The sequence below is a fragment of the Pontibacter sp. HSC-36F09 genome (assembly GCF_024171605.1).
Lineage (GTDB): Bacteria > Bacteroidota > Bacteroidia > Cytophagales > Hymenobacteraceae > Pontibacter.
On sequence record NZ_JALKAA010000003.1, the window covers coordinates 408,211 to 422,520 of the forward strand.

The following is a 14,310-nucleotide window of genomic DNA, read 5'->3' on the forward strand; positions in this document are numbered from 1 at the left end:
GCAAAAAGCCCTTCATTTGAAGAGCTTTTACTAATAGCTTTTGGACGAATAGCTAGGGCACAGCAGTTGCAATTAATCCCTGAATGATCTGTAATAAGCCGGATGGGTATACGCCAATATAAACCAGTAGCAAAGCCAGTACAGTGAGGGTACCTACACTAGCCAGGTAGATGGAAGGGCGCAAACGGCCCCGCGGTTGAATGGCCGTATCCGCTTCGGGTTGCTGGAACATGACGGCTACAATGCGGATGTAGTAGAACAGACCGATAACACTATTCAGCGCCAGCATGATCACCAGCAGCCAGAGTTGCGTGTTCACGCCCGCCGCCAGGATGTAGAATTTGCCCACGAACCCCGCCGTGAGCGGTATACCTGCCAGCGAAAGCAGCATAGCCGTGAACACCGCCGCTGTCCACGGGCGCTGCCAAAACAGGGCGCGGTAGTCTTCCAGTTGCTCCGCATCGCGTTCCGTGTCCGAGAGCATGGCGATCACGCCGAAAGCACCGACTGTAGTAATAAAATAAGCCACCAGGTAAAAGGTCACTGCCTGCACGCCCATCTGGTTGCCGGCCAGAAAGGCCACCAATAGGTAACCCAGGTGTGCGATAGAGGAGTAGGCGAGGATGCGCTTGACGTTGCGCTGCAGCAGGGCCAGCAGATTACCGGCCAGCATGGAGGCAATGGCTACAATTGTGAAAATCAGCATAAGCGTTGGGTAGCGGAATCCGTCCACTTCCATGAAAAAGCGAATCAGCACACCCAGCACACCGCCTTTGGAAACGGTGGCAATAAAGGCCGTGACCGGAGCGGGAGCACCTTCATATACATCCGGCGCCCACATATGGAAGGGCACGACACTCAGCTTAAAACCTATACCTACAATCATCATCCCGAAGCCGGTCAGTAGCAAAAGAGGCAGTTCTGTAAAACCGGCAATAGCCGTGGCTATACCTGCAAATTCCATGGTGCCGGTGCTGGCATAAACCAGCGCCATCCCGAAGAGCAGGAAAGCCGAGGAAAATGCGGCCAGAATGAGGTATTTTATACCTGCCTCGTCGGACCGCTCCCTTTTGCGCAGATAAGCGATAAGCGCATAAAGCGACACACTCAGTATTTCCAGGCCCAGGAAAAGCGAAGCGAAATGTTTGCTGATGACGAGGACACAGGCCCCAATGGTTGCCAGCAGCAACAGGATGTAAAACTCTTCCTTGCGCTCTTCCCGTTGCTCGAAATAAGCATAGGAAAGCATGCTGATGAGCAGCGCCGTGAGCAGCATCATCCCGATGTAAAACATACCAAACCCGTCTACCACCAGCAGCGGCTCGATGGTATAACGCGCCACATCTCGCAGTTCATACAACGAGGCGAAGGCTGCCAGGAAAGAGATTGCCGTAATCACGTACATGATTTTGTGGTTGCGGCCCACGGCAATCACCAGCATGGATACCAGCACCGAAAAGGTGAGGATAAGCAGCGGCATGAGGTGTTGGAAATCAGTCAGTGTCATGGTGTTTTAATTTGAAGATTTGGAAATGGCTTCGCTTCCTCCAGTTTAGCTGGGCTTGCCTCGGTTTTGGACTCTTCTATATGCGCCATATTTTCTGGTTTTAGAGGGAGTTCTTCTGGCTTAGAAGTAGGTTTGGTATAAGTCTGAAGTTGCTCCTGTATACTTGGATGGGCGGTTTCGAGGAAGGGCTGCGGGTATAGTCCGAGCCAGAGAATCATCACGACCATAGGTATAGCAATCAGCATTTCGCGGGCATTCAGGTCTGGAAGTGATACCTCCAGTTTATACCCTTCAAAGAAGATTTTCTGCATGATGCGCAGCGAATAAATGGTGGCCATCACCAGCCCGATGGTCGCAAAAACCGTCAGCCAGTTGTTTGCTTGCCAGGAGCCAACCAGCGTCAGGAATTCGGCGATGAAGTTACCGAGTCCGGGTAGACCGAGGGAGGCCATGACAAAGACAAGGGCAATGACGCCCATCTTGGGAGCCATGGTCCAGAAGCCGCCCATTTTCTGGATATCGCGGGTATGGAGTCGTTCGTATAGGAAGCCCGCTATGATGAAAAGCGCACCGGTGCTCAGACCATGTGTAATCATCTGCATGACGACGCCCTGCAGTGCCCACTCGTTGAAGGCGAACACACCCAGTATCACAAAACCCATGTGGCTCACGCTGGTATAAGCCACTAATCTTTTGAGGTCCGTTTGTGAGAAGGCCAGCATCGCGCCGTAGATAATGCCGATTACACCGAGAAGCATGGCCCATGGAGCGAACTCCACAGTGGCCGTCGGGAATAGTGGCAGCACGAAACGCAGTAAACCATATGCTCCAGTTTTGAGTAATAAACCCGCCAGAATCACGCTGCCCGCGGTTGGCGCCTGTGAGTGCGCATCGGGTAGCCAGGAATGGAAAGGCACGACGGGCAACTTCACCAGGAAAGCAGCGAGGAATCCGAACATCAGCAGGCGTGCCGCTTCGGGTGCCAGCGTGGTGTTCAGCAATTCAAAATAGTTGAAGGTATAAACGCCGGTCTGGTTGCCATGAATGAAGTAAAGTCCGAGGATAGCCAGCAGCATAAGCAAGCCAGAAGCCTGTGTGAAGAGGAAGAATTTGAAGGCGGCATAACGTCGGTTTTCGTGTCCCCAGATGCCAATGAGAAAATACATCGGGATAAGCATGACTTCCCAGAAAAAGTAAAACAGGAAGAGGTCCATGGTGAGGAACACACCGGTTATACCTGCCAGCACCCACAGCAGATTGAAGTGAAAGAAAGCGACCTTAGTCTGAATCTCGCGCCACGAAATGAGCACCGATAGCAAGCCGAGGAAAAAAGTGAGCAGCAGCATGAGGAGACTCAAACCATCCAGCGCCAGACGAAAACTAATGCCCCACTGCGGAATCCAGGGCTGGTTGAACTGAATCAGCCAGGCCGAGTCCAGAACAGGTATAGGGTTGCTCAGCCACTGGTATAGTGTCATCCCGAAAACAGCCAGTACCGAGCCCAGCGCTATCCAGCGGGGCAGAGCACGGTTAACCTTTCCGGAAATCCAGGCCAGCACGCCGCCAGCCATCAGTATCACAATCAGCCAGACCAATATCATAGCAGTAGACTTATGGTTAGAATCATAATCGCGCCGACGACAATGCCTGCCACATAATTGCGCATCACGCCGGTTTGGGTGCGGGAGAAGAGCTCGTGAAAGTTCTGTGTCGCGTTGGCAATGAAGGTATAGATGGAGTCAATGAAGTCGTTTTTATTCACCTTGGACAGGTATACATAAGGCCGCACAAAAAGCGCATCGTAGAGTTGGTCGAAGCCCCAGCCGGATTGCCAGAAACGGTGAACCGCCATGGCAAATTCAGAGCGGTGGATGCTTTCAACCAGCTCTGGTTTTTTGTAATAGAAAAGGTAGGCAATGAAAATGCCACCCAGCGAAACTGCCGCCGCTAGTAACTGCAGCATCCACTCGTACTGGCTAAAATTCGGTACCATTGTGACAGCAGGCAGGATAGGTGCCAGGAAGTCGGAGAAGAGCACAACGTGCCCGAAGTTGTGCGGCAGCTCAATGAAACCACCAGCAAAAGAAAGGATACCCAGGATAATCAGTGGCACTGTAATGGCCATAGTTGGTTTATGTCCGACATGGGTTTTTTCTTCGCCAAAGAAGGTGAGGAAGACCATCCGGAAGGTATAGATGGAGGTGATGAAAGCACCCAGTAAACCGGCCAGGTATAGCCAGATGTTGCCGTTCTCACCTGCCAGCTGCAACCACAGGATCTGGTCTTTGCTGTAGAAGCCCGCCGACACCAGCGGGAAGGCCGCGAGCGAGGCTGCGCCAATCAAGAAGGTATAGAAGACGACGGGCAGTTTCTTGCTCAGGCCACCCATCTTCCGCATGTCCTGTTCGTGGTGCATCGCCAGTATAATTGCTCCTGCACAGAGGAAAAGCAGCGCTTTGAAGAAGCCGTGAATCATGAAGTGGAACACACCCGATGACCAGGCACCCACACCCAAAGCCAGAAACATATAGCCCACCTGACTGATAGTGGAGTAGGCCAGTACCCGCTTTATGTCGTACTGTGTGAGTGCTGCAAATCCCGCGATGAGCAAGGTAACAGCTCCAATCACCGCCACTGCCGTCATGGCCACCGGCGATACCGCAAAAATCACGTGCATGCGGGCAATCAGGTATACCCCGGCCGTCACCATGGTCGCCGCGTGTATGAGCGCACTCACCGGCGTCGGACCCGCCATCGCATCAGGTAGCCAGGTCTGCAAAGGCAATTGACCTGACTTGCCGACCGCACCGCCCAGTAGAAGCAGGGCGATAATCATGGCCGTTTCATTGCCTACGCTCCATACCTGCGCCGCTTCCGTGGAAATGCTCTGGATGTGCAACGTGCCGAAATGCTGGAAGAGCATGAACAAACCAATGGCCATGGCCGTGTCACCGACACGGGTGATGATGAAGGCTTTTCGGGCGGCGTAACCGTTGGCGGGCTCCTTGTACCAGAAGCCAATGAGCAGGTAGGAGCAGAGACCCACGCCTTCCCAACCCAGGTATAGCAAGAGTAAATTATCGGCCATCACGAGCATGAGCATGGAGCCTACAAAGAGGTTCATGCAGGCAAAAAATCTTGCATAGTCCTTGTCTTCGGCCATGTACTCGGTGGAGTAAATGTGAATCAGGAAACCGACGAAAGTGATGACGAAAATAAAGACCATCGAAAGGGCGTCGAGGTGGAAAGCAATGGAGGGACTGAAACCCGCCACATCAAACCACTGCCATACTTCCTGCCGGATAAAAGCCGGTCGCGAACTGAGGTATTCTATACCCAACACCAGTGTAACAGCGGCTGAAATGCCGACGCTCCCGACCCCGATGACCGAGACCAGCGCACGGGAAATGCGGTTGCCAAAGAGTACCAGCAAAAGGGCGCCGGCAAAGGGCAGGGTGGGGATTAACCAGAGTAATTCTCCCATCGTTTTATCCTTTCATAAAATTAGCTGCGTCGCTGTTGAGCGTCTTCAGCTGGTGATGAATCTGCAGTATCAGAGCCAGACCAACCGACACTTCAGCGGCGGCCATTGTGAGAATGAAGATGAACATGATTTGTCCGTCCGGCTGTGCCCAGTGACTACCTGCCACGATAAAAGCCAGCCCGGCGGCATTGAGCATAATCTCCACGGAAATGAGCATGAAAATGATGTTGCGGCGAATCATCACACTAATCAGCCCGAGCATGAACAGCACGCCTGCCAGCAACAAACCTGTTTCCATTGGTATAGTCGTCATAGGACAGCGCTCCTTTCTTTTTGCGGTTCCTGTTGCTGCAGGAAGCGGTGGATGATTTTCTTCTTTTGCCGACCTAAGTGGTAGGCTCCCACTATACCTGCCATCAGGAGAATACCCGATAGCTGCACACCCAGCACATAGGGGCCGTACAGCGCCAACCCGACAGCCCGTGCATCAACATAACTGCCAGCGGCAGGAGCGGCAGGCATTTCAGCGATGACCAACAGGTATACCAACTCAGCCAGCAAGACAAAGGAAAGCAGAGCAGGACCCATCCAGAGTTTGGGCTGGAGCCATGCTTTTTCCTGTTCCACATCTTCGCGGGTAAGGCTGAGCATCATGATGACGAATATGATGAGCACCACAATCGCCCCGGCATAAACAATCACTTCAAGGGCTGCCATGAAAGGTGCGCCCATCGTCAGGAACACCACGGCCACTGCCAGAAAAGAGACCACCAGGTATAGCAGGGCATGAATCATGTTGAAGCGCGTGATGACCATAATGGTGGCTAGCACGGCGACGGCTGCGGCTATATAAAATGTGAGTTCCATAGGCTAGGGGAGTAAGCTTTTGATGTCTACAGGAGGCGCTTCGTTCTCGGCTTCGCCCTTGCCTTTTCCGCCGATGGCCAGTCCCGCTACCTTGTAGTAGTTGTAGCCGTGGTACTTGCCTTGTCCGTTGATGAGGAGGTCCTTTTTCTCGTAGACGAGGTTTTGGCGGTTGTATTCGCCCATCTCAAAATCAGGTATGAGCTGAATGGCATAAGTCGGGCAGGCGTCTTCGCAGAAACCGCAGAAAATGCAGCGCGAAAAGTTGATGCGGAAGAACTCGGGATAGCGTCGGCCGGTCGGGTCTTCGGTGGCCTGCAGCGCGATGCAGTCTACGGGGCAGGCAGCAGCGCAGAGATTGCAGGCCACGCAGCGTTCGCCCCCGTCCGGGTCCCGCGACAAGACAATGCGGCCCCGCCAGCGGGTCGGGAGAATGGCCTTTTGCTCCGGATACTGAATGGTTTCCCGCTTGTGAAACGCATGCAGAAACGTGAGCCACATACTGCGCAATAAACTAAACATAATTGCTCCTTTCGTTTATTGATTTTTCTTTAATTGTTCTTTGACCGTTCACTATTTCGGATTTCGCATCCGAAACAGCAGTTAGAGCAGTTTTGCGAGTTGTCATTTCGAGCTTAGCTAGAAATCTGGATCAATGTGATTACCGAACTATTCCAGATTTATCATTTCATTCGAAATGACATAATTATATTCACTCAATCGCTAAATCACTCATTCACTCAATCACCTAAATCCATCATTCAGCCACAACAACACCCCCGCCGTCACCACCAGATTCAGCAAGGTCAGCGGCAGCAGATACTTCCAGCCATACTCCATCAACTGGTCGTAGCGTGGTCTCGGCATGGAGGCACGCAGAAGGATGAAGATCATCAGGAAGAAAGCTGTTTTCAGGATGAACCAGACGATCGGTGGCAGGAAATCCGGGCCGAGCCAGCCGCCGAAAAATAAAACCACCATCATGCAGGAAATCAGGGTGATACCCATGTATTCGCCGATGAAGAACATGCCGAATTTCATGCCCGAGTACTCGGAGTGGAAACCGGCTACGAGTTCACTTTCCGCTTCGGGCACGTCGAAGGGCAGGCGGTGCGTTTCGGCTATACCTGCGATGAAGAAGATGACGAAGCCGATGATTTGCGGCACCACGAACCACATACCCCGCTGCGCTTCCACAATGGTGCTGAGGTTGAAAGAGCCCGCCATCAGCACCACGCCCATAAGCGACAGGCCCATGAACACTTCGTAGGAAATCATCTGCGCCGCGCCGCGCATGGCACCCAGTAAACTGTACTTATTGTTGGAGGCCCAACCACCGAGTATAATGCTATATGCACCCATCGACGACATCGCCAGAAAGAACAGCAAACCGATGTTGAGGTCAGCCACTACAATGCCTGGCGCGAAGGGAATGACTACGAACGACATCAGCACGGTGACCACCACAATGGCCGGAGCCAGTATGAAAACCGGTTTGTCAGCAAAGGGCGGAATCCAGTCCTGTTTGAAAAACAGCTTGATGGAGTCGGCCGCCACAATCAGCAAGCCGAAGGGACCTGCTCGGTTGGGTCCATACCTGTCCTGGAACAGAGCCAGACCGCGTCGCTCTACCCAGATAAGCAGTGCCGCCACGTTGAGCATGACGAACAACACGCCACCGATAATCAGTAAGTAGTTTGGGGTTGCTGTTTCCATTTGAGTTCTCGGTTAAGTGTAGCCCAGGCAGGCAATTCGGCATAAGGTATACCCGGCAATCCGGCGGGCATACCTGCGGTGCCGCTGCGGATAATCGGACTTATTTTCACAGGCAGTTGGTATACCTGCCCTTCGATGGTGAAGCTCAGGCTCTGGCCTTTCTGCAGTTTCATCTGGATGGCGTCTTCTTCGTTGAGCAATACATAAGGCTCCGGCGCCCGCTCCACAATCGGCGGGGAGTGCATGCTGAGCTCTTCGGAACCGAAAATGTGGTGGAGCGGCAGCATGTACAGGTGGCCTTCCAGCGGCTGGAACTTCTGCGGCACCGTCTGGGTATAGGGAGCGGTATGGCTCGTATCCGGTTTGATGAGTCGCAAGCCCGGGTCGCCGCCTTTGAGGTGTCCGCCCACTTCCTGCTGGTACTTGTTGGTTGCCTGCGACGAGTTCCAGCCCGGTGCCCAGAAAAACGGAATGATGGAGGAAGGTGGTTGTCCGCGATAGCCTTCCATGGTATAGGAAAGCGGGGCGTCCGGGTCCACAGGCGGCTTGGGTTCGTTCACGTTGATGTTGGCGAGCATGGCGGTGCGACCGCTGAAACGGTGCGGTGCCCGCGGTATTTTCTGACCAGCAATGCGGAAGTCGGTGCCCGGCGCAACAGCATCTATACCTTTAAACTCCGGCATTTCTTTCACCATGGCCTGTAGGATGTCGTCGAAGCCGTGCCAGTGACTGATGCGGTCGTGGGCCAGCAAGGTGCCTAGCTCTCCGAGCCAGCGCCAGCTTTCCTGCAGGTCTTCACTGGTCGGGTATACCTGGAAGAAGCGCTGCGCACGGCCTTCGTTGTTAATCAACGTCCCATCGGCTTCGGCAAAAGTACCGGCTGCCAGTAGGATGTCGGCTTCTTCGGTGGTGGCGTTGTGCAGGTGGTCGAGCACTAGCACGTTCTTGGCAGTCTTCAGGAAGTTGGTCACCATACCGGCGTTGGCGCGTCGGTAAAGGTCGTTCTCCAAAATGATGACCGTATCAGCATAATTATTCAGAATCGCTTCGAAAGCCGACTCCAGTTTATGACCGCCCAGCATCGCTAGACCCATGCTGTTGCATTCCGGCAAAGTGAGCACAATGCCCGCTTCTTTTTCTTTTGCCGCCAGCGCATTGGTGATGTTTGCTGTGGCCATCAATACCCGCTCGCTGCCACAGTGCGTTCCGGAAATAACAAGTGGTTTTTTCGCCGCCATCAATGAGTCAGCAATCTGGCGTGCCAGCTGAATTTCGTCTTCATTTAACCCTTTCACTTCCGGGAAATCAGCATGTATAAAGTTGGCCACAGCAAAACCCAGTCGCGCAATGGCGTCAGGAGAATCGTGGTAGGTATGGGTGGCGATTTCGTCGAGTTTGGTGTCGTGGATGGTGGCGATGAAGAGCGGTCCCATTTCGTCCTGCATCAGTTCCCGAACGGCCGCATCCTGCCATACCGGTATGTTCGCTTTGGAAATATGCTCAAGGGCCGGTTGCTTGCGCACCGATTGCCGTACGGCCAGCGCCAGCATGGGAGCGGTGTTGATCAAGTCTTCACCCAAAATAAACACCGCATCGGCTTGCTCCACTTCCCGCAACGATGGAGTACGGGCGGCGCCTTCATTCAGAATCTTCAGTGCCAGACAAACTAAATCGTGCTCCGTGTCGGAAATTCCCTGGTAAAAATTGTCTTCTCCCACCAGCGTTTTCAGCATGAAGTTCGACTCCAGTGAGGCTCGTGGTGAACCTATACCTATCACGCTGCCGGTTCTGAAAGCGGCAGCCGCAGCTTGTAGTGCAGTTAATTTATCAGTCGCTTCAGGTAGTTTTGCCCGTACCAGTGGCTTTCGGATGCGGCCCACATGGTTCACGTGCTCGTAGCCAAAGCGGCCGCGGTCGCAGAGGAAGTAGCCGTTCACTTCCCCGTTATACCTGTTTGTGATGTTGCGCAAGCTGCCGTAGCGTTCGCCTGCCGTGATGTTGCAACCGAGACTGCAATGGTGGCAAACGGACGGCGCCATGGTGAGGTCCCATTTGCGGGTATAGTGCTGTTTAAGGGTTTTGTCGGTGAACACGCCGGTCGGGCAGACTTCCACCAAGTTACCACTGAACTCACTCTCCAGCACGCCGTCTTGGTGGCGACCAAAATACAAGTGGTTGTGTGCGGCGAATACGTCGAGGTCCTTGCCGCCGGCATAATCTTTATAGTAGCGCACACAGCGGTAGCACTGTATGCAGCGGTTCATTTCGTGGTTGATGAACGGGCCGAGGTACTGGTTGATATAGGTACGCTTGTCGAAGCGGAAGGCGCGGTAGTTGTGGCCGGTCATCACCGTCATGTCCTGCAAATGACAGGAGCCACCTTCGTCGCACACAGCGCAGTCGTGCGGGTGGTTGGTCATCAACCAGCCAATCACATGCGCGCGGAATTCCTTGGCTTCCATGTCGGCGATGGAGATGCGCATGCCGTCACGCACCTGTTCCATACACGACATAAAGAGCTTACCCTTGGTGTCGTTTTCGTCCTTGTAGACCTTCACGGCGCACTGCCGACAAGCACCGATGGAGCCCATGGCCGGGTGCCAGCAAAAGTAGGGGAGGTCCTTGCCGAGGGTGAGGCAGGCTTCCAACAGGTTCTTGCCAGTGGGTACTTCGTAGGGTTTGTCGTCTATATAGATGGTTGCCATACTTTCGCTTTGCTCCAGGGACAGTGGTGTTCGTGAATGTGTCTTTCAAAATCTTCTCTGAAGTATTTCAGAGCGCTCTGCAGGGGTTCCATAGCGCCGGGGGCAAGTGCACAAAACGTGTTGCCGGGGCCGAGGTATTTGGTATGAAAGTCGAGTGTGAGGAGGTGTTCGGGTTTGCCTTCGCCTTTATCGATTGCCTGCAGGATTTTCTCCACCCACGGCAGTCCTTCGCGGCAGGGCGTGCAAAAGCCACAGGATTCCTGGGCAAAGAAATGCTGCAGGTTGTGCACGAAACCCACCGGGCAGGTCTGGTCATCGAGGATAATCATGGTGCCCGTACCCATGCGACTGCCTGCTGCCTGAATGGCGGTATAATCCATGGGCAAATCGAGGTGCTCTTCGACTAGAAAATCTGTGGAAGCGCCGCCTGGCAAAAGTCCCTTGAAGAGGTAGCCGTCCTGCATGCCGCCTCCGTGCTCTTCAATCAGTTCGCGTATGGTGGTGCCCATCGGTAACTCCCAGCAACCGGGCGTTTTCACGCGGCCGCTGATGCCGTATAGTTTGGTACCCGCATCTCCGGTTTTGCTCAGGCCTTTGAACCACTCAGCGCCGTTGTTGATGATGTGCGGCAGACAGCAAAGTGTCTCCACATTGTTCACGATAGTAGGTTTGCCAAACAGACCACTTACCTGCGGAAAAGGCGGCTTGGCGCGTGGGTTGGCCCGCTTGCCTTCGAGCGCATTGAGCAAAGCCGTTTCTTCGCCGCACATATATCTGCCCACGCCGGTGTGCAGGTGCATGTCCAGACTGAATCCTGAACCCAGAATATTCTCCCCCAGATAGCCCGCTTCGTAGGCTTCGTCGATGGCCTTCATAATTTCCCGAGCTGCTACCTTATAGGCCCAGCGCATGAAGATGTAGGAAATGCTGGCGTCGATGGCGTATGCTGCGACAATCATCCCCTCTATTAGCTGGTGCGGATTGCCTTCCAGCAACACACGGTCCTTGAAAGTGCCGGGTTCCATCTCGTCGGCGTTGGCCACAAGGTATTTGGGCTTGGCCGCTTCGGAACCCATTGGTACGAAACTCCATTTGAGGCCGGTGTTGAAGCCCGCTCCACCGCGACCCCGCAGGTCGGAAGCTTTAACTAAATTCTGCACATCGGCAGGAGCCATTTCTTTCAGGATTTTACGCACCGACTGATAGCCGCCCACTTGCTCGTATTGTTTGAGTGAGAGCGGTGCGCGTCCGGGGACAATGTGTTGGGTCAGGGGCTTCTCCATAGGTATGCCCGCTTGGGTTTTAGGTATACTTTTCCAGAATCTCGTCCAGTTGTTCCACCGTCAGGTCACGGTACAAATCGTTGTCAATCATAAGGGCAGGGGCCCGGTCGCAGGTACCGAGGCAGCAATTGGGTAGCAAGGTGAAGCGGCCGTCTTCGGTGGTCTGGCCGTATTTGATGTTCAGTTTTTCGCTGAGACTGTCGCGTATACCTTCGTAGCCCATCACCCAGCAACTGATACTGTCACACACCAGAATCACATGCCGTCCCACTGGTCTGCGGAAAATCAGGTTGTAGAAGGTGGCTACACTGTCGAGCTCCGCCGGCGACATCCCCACATAGTTCGCCACATCCTGCAGGCTCTCGTCCGATACCCACCCATGGTTTTGCTGCACGATTTTCAGCGCTTCAATACACGCATTCTTTGGCGAAGGCACCAGGCTTATTTCGTGGTCGATTTTGTGTTTTTCTTCTACCGTCAACATGTGGATGTATGGTTTAAATTGCTACATGATTAAATGGTTGATTGCTAATTGTTGTCTTAGCTTCTCTTGCCCTCGCTCGCGTCCCGCGAGTGTGCGTTATCCAGTTGCGTCTCGCCACTTGTGCCCTAGGTACAAACTAAAGCGGCCGGAGTCCGCCTGATAGCTCACACTCGCGGGACGCGAGCGAGGGCAGTCAATATATTTTTATAATTCTCAGTCACTCATTCACTCAATCAAAAATTACCTATCAATATCCGCCAGCACATAATCCATCGCACCCAGTATCGACAGTAAATCTGCTACAGTATAGCCTCTCGTGATGTAGGGGAGCATTTGCATGTGCGGGAAGGAGGGAGTGCGGATGCGGACCCGGTAAGGGGAAGTGTTCCCGTCACTGGTCAAGTAGTATCCGTTGGCTCCTTTGGTCGCTTCGATGCAGCTCATGGCTTCTCCCGGAGGTATCACCGGCCCCCAGGTCACACCCAAAAAGTGCGTGATTAGTGTCTCGATATCGTGCATGGTGTTTTGCTTGACAGGCGGCGTGGTGATGGGGTGCTCTGACTTGTAAGGTCCGGCCGGCATGTTCTTCACGCATTGCTCGATGATGCGCAGACTTTGCCGCATTTCCGCTACCCGTACCACGGCACGGTCGTAACAGTCGCCGTTGCTGGCAGTAGGTACTTCAAAGTCGAAGAGCTCGTAACCGGAGTAAGGGCGCATTTTGCGGAAGTCCCAATCAAAACCACAGGCGCGCAGGTTCGGCCCAGTCACGCCCCATTCAATGGCTTCTTCTTTGGTGAAGATGCCTATACCTACCGTGCGGGCTTTGAAGAGACTGTTCTTCATCACCATCCCATCATATTCTTTGAGTCGTTTCGGGAAGTAGTCGATAAAGCTTTGCACGAGTTGCTCCCAGCCTTTGGGCAGGTCCTGCGCCACACCGCCAATGCGGAACCAGTTCGGATGCATGCGGCCGCCGCAGATCCCCTCGATGATGTCGAAGATTTTTTCGCGGTCGGTGAACATGTAGAACACCGGCGATAACTGGCCTACGTCCTGCGCGAAAGTGCCGTACCAAACGAGATGACTGGCAATGCGGAAGAGTTCGCACAGCATCACCCGGATATACTTCACCCGCTCCGGCACTTCGATGCCTGCCAGTTTCTCCACAGCCTGCAGGTAGGCGAGATTGTTCATTACACCGCCGAGGTAATCCACGCGGTCGGTATAAGGTATGTAGGTATGCCACGACTGGCGCTCACCCATTTTCTCTGCTCCGCGGTGGTGGAAACCAATGTCAGGTATAGCGTCCACAATGTCTTCGCCGTCGAGCTGCAGAATGATGCGCAGCACGCCGTGTGTGCCCGGGTGTTGCGGACCGATGTTAAGGAACATGAAATCCGTATCATCACTCTGCTTCGCCAGTCCCCATTCTTCGGGTTTAAACTGTAGGGCAGATTGCTCGAGGTCTATCTTATCGTCATATAGCTGAAACGGTCCCATCTCCGTAGCACGGGCCGGATGCTCTTTGCGGAGCGGGTGGCCGACCCAGGTACGGGGCATCAGGATGCGGGAAAGGTGCGGGTGCCCTTCGAAGCGAATGCCGAACATGTCGTATACCTCGCGCTCGTACCAGTTGGCGTTTTGCCAGAGTCCGCTGATGCTTGGTGCTTTTGGGAAGTCTTCGCGGAGGCCAGCTTTGAGTCTGATGAAGGTATTGCGCTCAAAAGAGAAGAGGTGATAGATGAGCGTGAAGCTGTAAGGTATATGGCCGTTCTCGGGTTTGCGGGTGCGTTCGTCAATGGCCGTCAGGTCGAAGAGAAGGAGGAAGGGTTGCGGCAGGTCGTGCTTCAGGAATTTCAGCACTTCCGGCACATGGTCCACAGGAAGCCAAAGGGTGAGGATGTCATCCTTGGTGGTCTGCGACTTGAACGTGTCTTCGCCGTACCGCGACTTGAGTTGCTCCAGTATGCCGCTGTTGTTGTTCATGGGAGGAGGCCATTAAAATTTGATGAATGCTTAACTCATGTACTCTCTTTCTTTTTATGCTAAGTTTATATTTGTGTCTATACCTTGCTAGCGTAGCAACTGCTGTCGCTTATAGTTGCTAACTTGTTTCATTGCTTGCCCTGGCCGGGCGGGCCTCACTTTTTTCCTTGATGAAAAGAAAGAGGGCCCCTACCCCCAGTAAGCAAAAAAGTCAAGACGCTCCAAACTCGCTGAACGCTCAAACAGTGGAGCGCCGTAAAGTGCACTTGGCTGAGGTG

Annotated in this window: 11 protein-coding genes; all 11 read right to left on the reverse strand. The window is 53.7% G+C overall.

What is annotated here, in order from left to right; translation table 11 throughout:
• Positions 1-52: 52 nt before the first annotated feature.
• The 11 genes from L1278_RS11670 to nuoC all read right to left on the reverse strand — a co-directional run bounded on the left by L1278_RS11670 (position 53) and on the right by nuoC (position 14,032).
• The gene (locus L1278_RS11670; RefSeq protein ID WP_253404348.1) at positions 53-1,507 is read right to left on the reverse strand and encodes an NADH-quinone oxidoreductase subunit N; all 1,455 of its coding nucleotides are present in this window, start codon (positions 1,505-1,507) and stop codon (positions 53-55) included.
• The gene (nuoM, locus tag L1278_RS11675) at positions 1,504-3,108 is read right to left on the reverse strand and encodes an NADH-quinone oxidoreductase subunit M (protein WP_253404350.1); all 1,605 of its coding nucleotides are present in this window, start codon (positions 3,106-3,108) and stop codon (positions 1,504-1,506) included. The genes L1278_RS11670 and nuoM overlap by 4 nt, the downstream gene beginning before the upstream one ends.
• On the reverse strand, positions 3,105-4,991 hold the full coding sequence (gene nuoL / locus L1278_RS11680) for an NADH-quinone oxidoreductase subunit L (protein WP_253404352.1): 1,887 nt from the start codon (positions 4,989-4,991) through the stop codon (positions 3,105-3,107). Before nuoL ends, nuoM begins: the two co-directional genes overlap by 4 nt.
• A 4-nt stretch (positions 4,992-4,995) precedes the next feature.
• Positions 4,996-5,304: an NADH-quinone oxidoreductase subunit NuoK gene (nuoK, locus tag L1278_RS11685; protein WP_371927350.1), complete on the reverse strand. Its 309-nt coding sequence runs from the start codon at positions 5,302-5,304 to the stop codon at positions 4,996-4,998.
• Positions 5,301-5,858 (reverse strand): NADH-quinone oxidoreductase subunit J, encoded by a 558-nt coding sequence (nuoJ, locus tag L1278_RS11690; protein ID WP_253404354.1) that lies wholly within the window; start codon positions 5,856-5,858, stop codon positions 5,301-5,303. The genes nuoK and nuoJ overlap by 4 nt, the downstream gene beginning before the upstream one ends.
• Positions 5,859-5,861: 3 nt before the next feature.
• On the reverse strand, positions 5,862-6,377 hold the full coding sequence (gene nuoI, locus L1278_RS11695) for an NADH-quinone oxidoreductase subunit NuoI (protein ID WP_026236257.1): 516 nt from the start codon (positions 6,375-6,377) through the stop codon (positions 5,862-5,864).
• Between the two features lie 222 nt (positions 6,378-6,599).
• A complete protein-coding gene (gene nuoH / locus L1278_RS11700) occupies positions 6,600-7,571 on the reverse strand; it encodes an NADH-quinone oxidoreductase subunit NuoH (protein WP_253404356.1) in 972 nt (323 codons plus the stop codon).
• A complete protein-coding gene (gene nuoG, locus L1278_RS11705) occupies positions 7,541-10,276 on the reverse strand; it encodes an NADH-quinone oxidoreductase subunit NuoG (protein ID WP_253404358.1) in 2,736 nt (911 codons plus the stop codon). The genes nuoH and nuoG overlap by 31 nt, the downstream gene beginning before the upstream one ends.
• Entirely contained in the window at positions 10,258-11,559 is a 1,302-nt protein-coding gene (nuoF, locus tag L1278_RS11710; RefSeq protein ID WP_253404360.1) for an NADH-quinone oxidoreductase subunit NuoF, read from the reverse strand. Before nuoF ends, nuoG begins: the two co-directional genes overlap by 19 nt.
• Positions 11,560-11,578: 19 nt before the next feature.
• Positions 11,579-12,043, reverse strand: coding sequence for an NADH-quinone oxidoreductase subunit NuoE (gene nuoE, locus L1278_RS11715; protein WP_253404362.1), 465 nt, complete (start codon positions 12,041-12,043; stop codon positions 11,579-11,581).
• 240 nt (positions 12,044-12,283) lie between these two features.
• Positions 12,284-14,032, reverse strand: coding sequence for an NADH-quinone oxidoreductase subunit C/D (nuoC, locus tag L1278_RS11720; RefSeq protein ID WP_253404364.1), 1,749 nt, complete (start codon positions 14,030-14,032; stop codon positions 12,284-12,286).
• Positions 14,033-14,310 lie beyond the last annotated feature (278 nt).

Bases quoted from the DNA above. Each gene is read 5' to 3' on its own strand.
- L1278_RS11670 (WP_253404348.1), bottom strand. From the start codon at position 1,507: ATGACACTGACTGATTTCCAACACCTCATGCCGCTGCTTATCCTCACC.
- nuoM (WP_253404350.1), bottom strand. From the start codon at position 3,108: ATGATATTGGTCTGGCTGATTGTGATACTGATGGCTGGCGGCGTGCTG.
- nuoL (WP_253404352.1), bottom strand. From the start codon at position 4,991: ATGGGAGAATTACTCTGGTTAATCCCCACCCTGCCCTTTGCCGGCGCC.
- nuoK (WP_371927350.1), bottom strand. From the start codon at position 5,304: ATGACGACTATACCAATGGAAACAGGTTTGTTGCTGGCAGGCGTGCTG.
- nuoJ (WP_253404354.1), bottom strand. From the start codon at position 5,858: ATGGAACTCACATTTTATATAGCCGCAGCCGTCGCCGTGCTAGCCACC.
- nuoI (WP_026236257.1), bottom strand. From the start codon at position 6,377: ATGTTTAGTTTATTGCGCAGTATGTGGCTCACGTTTCTGCATGCGTTT.
- nuoH (WP_253404356.1), bottom strand. From the start codon at position 7,571: ATGGAAACAGCAACCCCAAACTACTTACTGATTATCGGTGGCGTGTTG.
- nuoG (WP_253404358.1), bottom strand. From the start codon at position 10,276: ATGGCAACCATCTATATAGACGACAAACCCTACGAAGTACCCACTGGC.
- nuoF (WP_253404360.1), bottom strand. From the start codon at position 11,559: ATGGAGAAGCCCCTGACCCAACACATTGTCCCCGGACGCGCACCGCTC.
- nuoE (WP_253404362.1), bottom strand. From the start codon at position 12,043: ATGTTGACGGTAGAAGAAAAACACAAAATCGACCACGAAATAAGCCTG.
- nuoC (WP_253404364.1), bottom strand. From the start codon at position 14,032: ATGAACAACAACAGCGGCATACTGGAGCAACTCAAGTCGCGGTACGGC.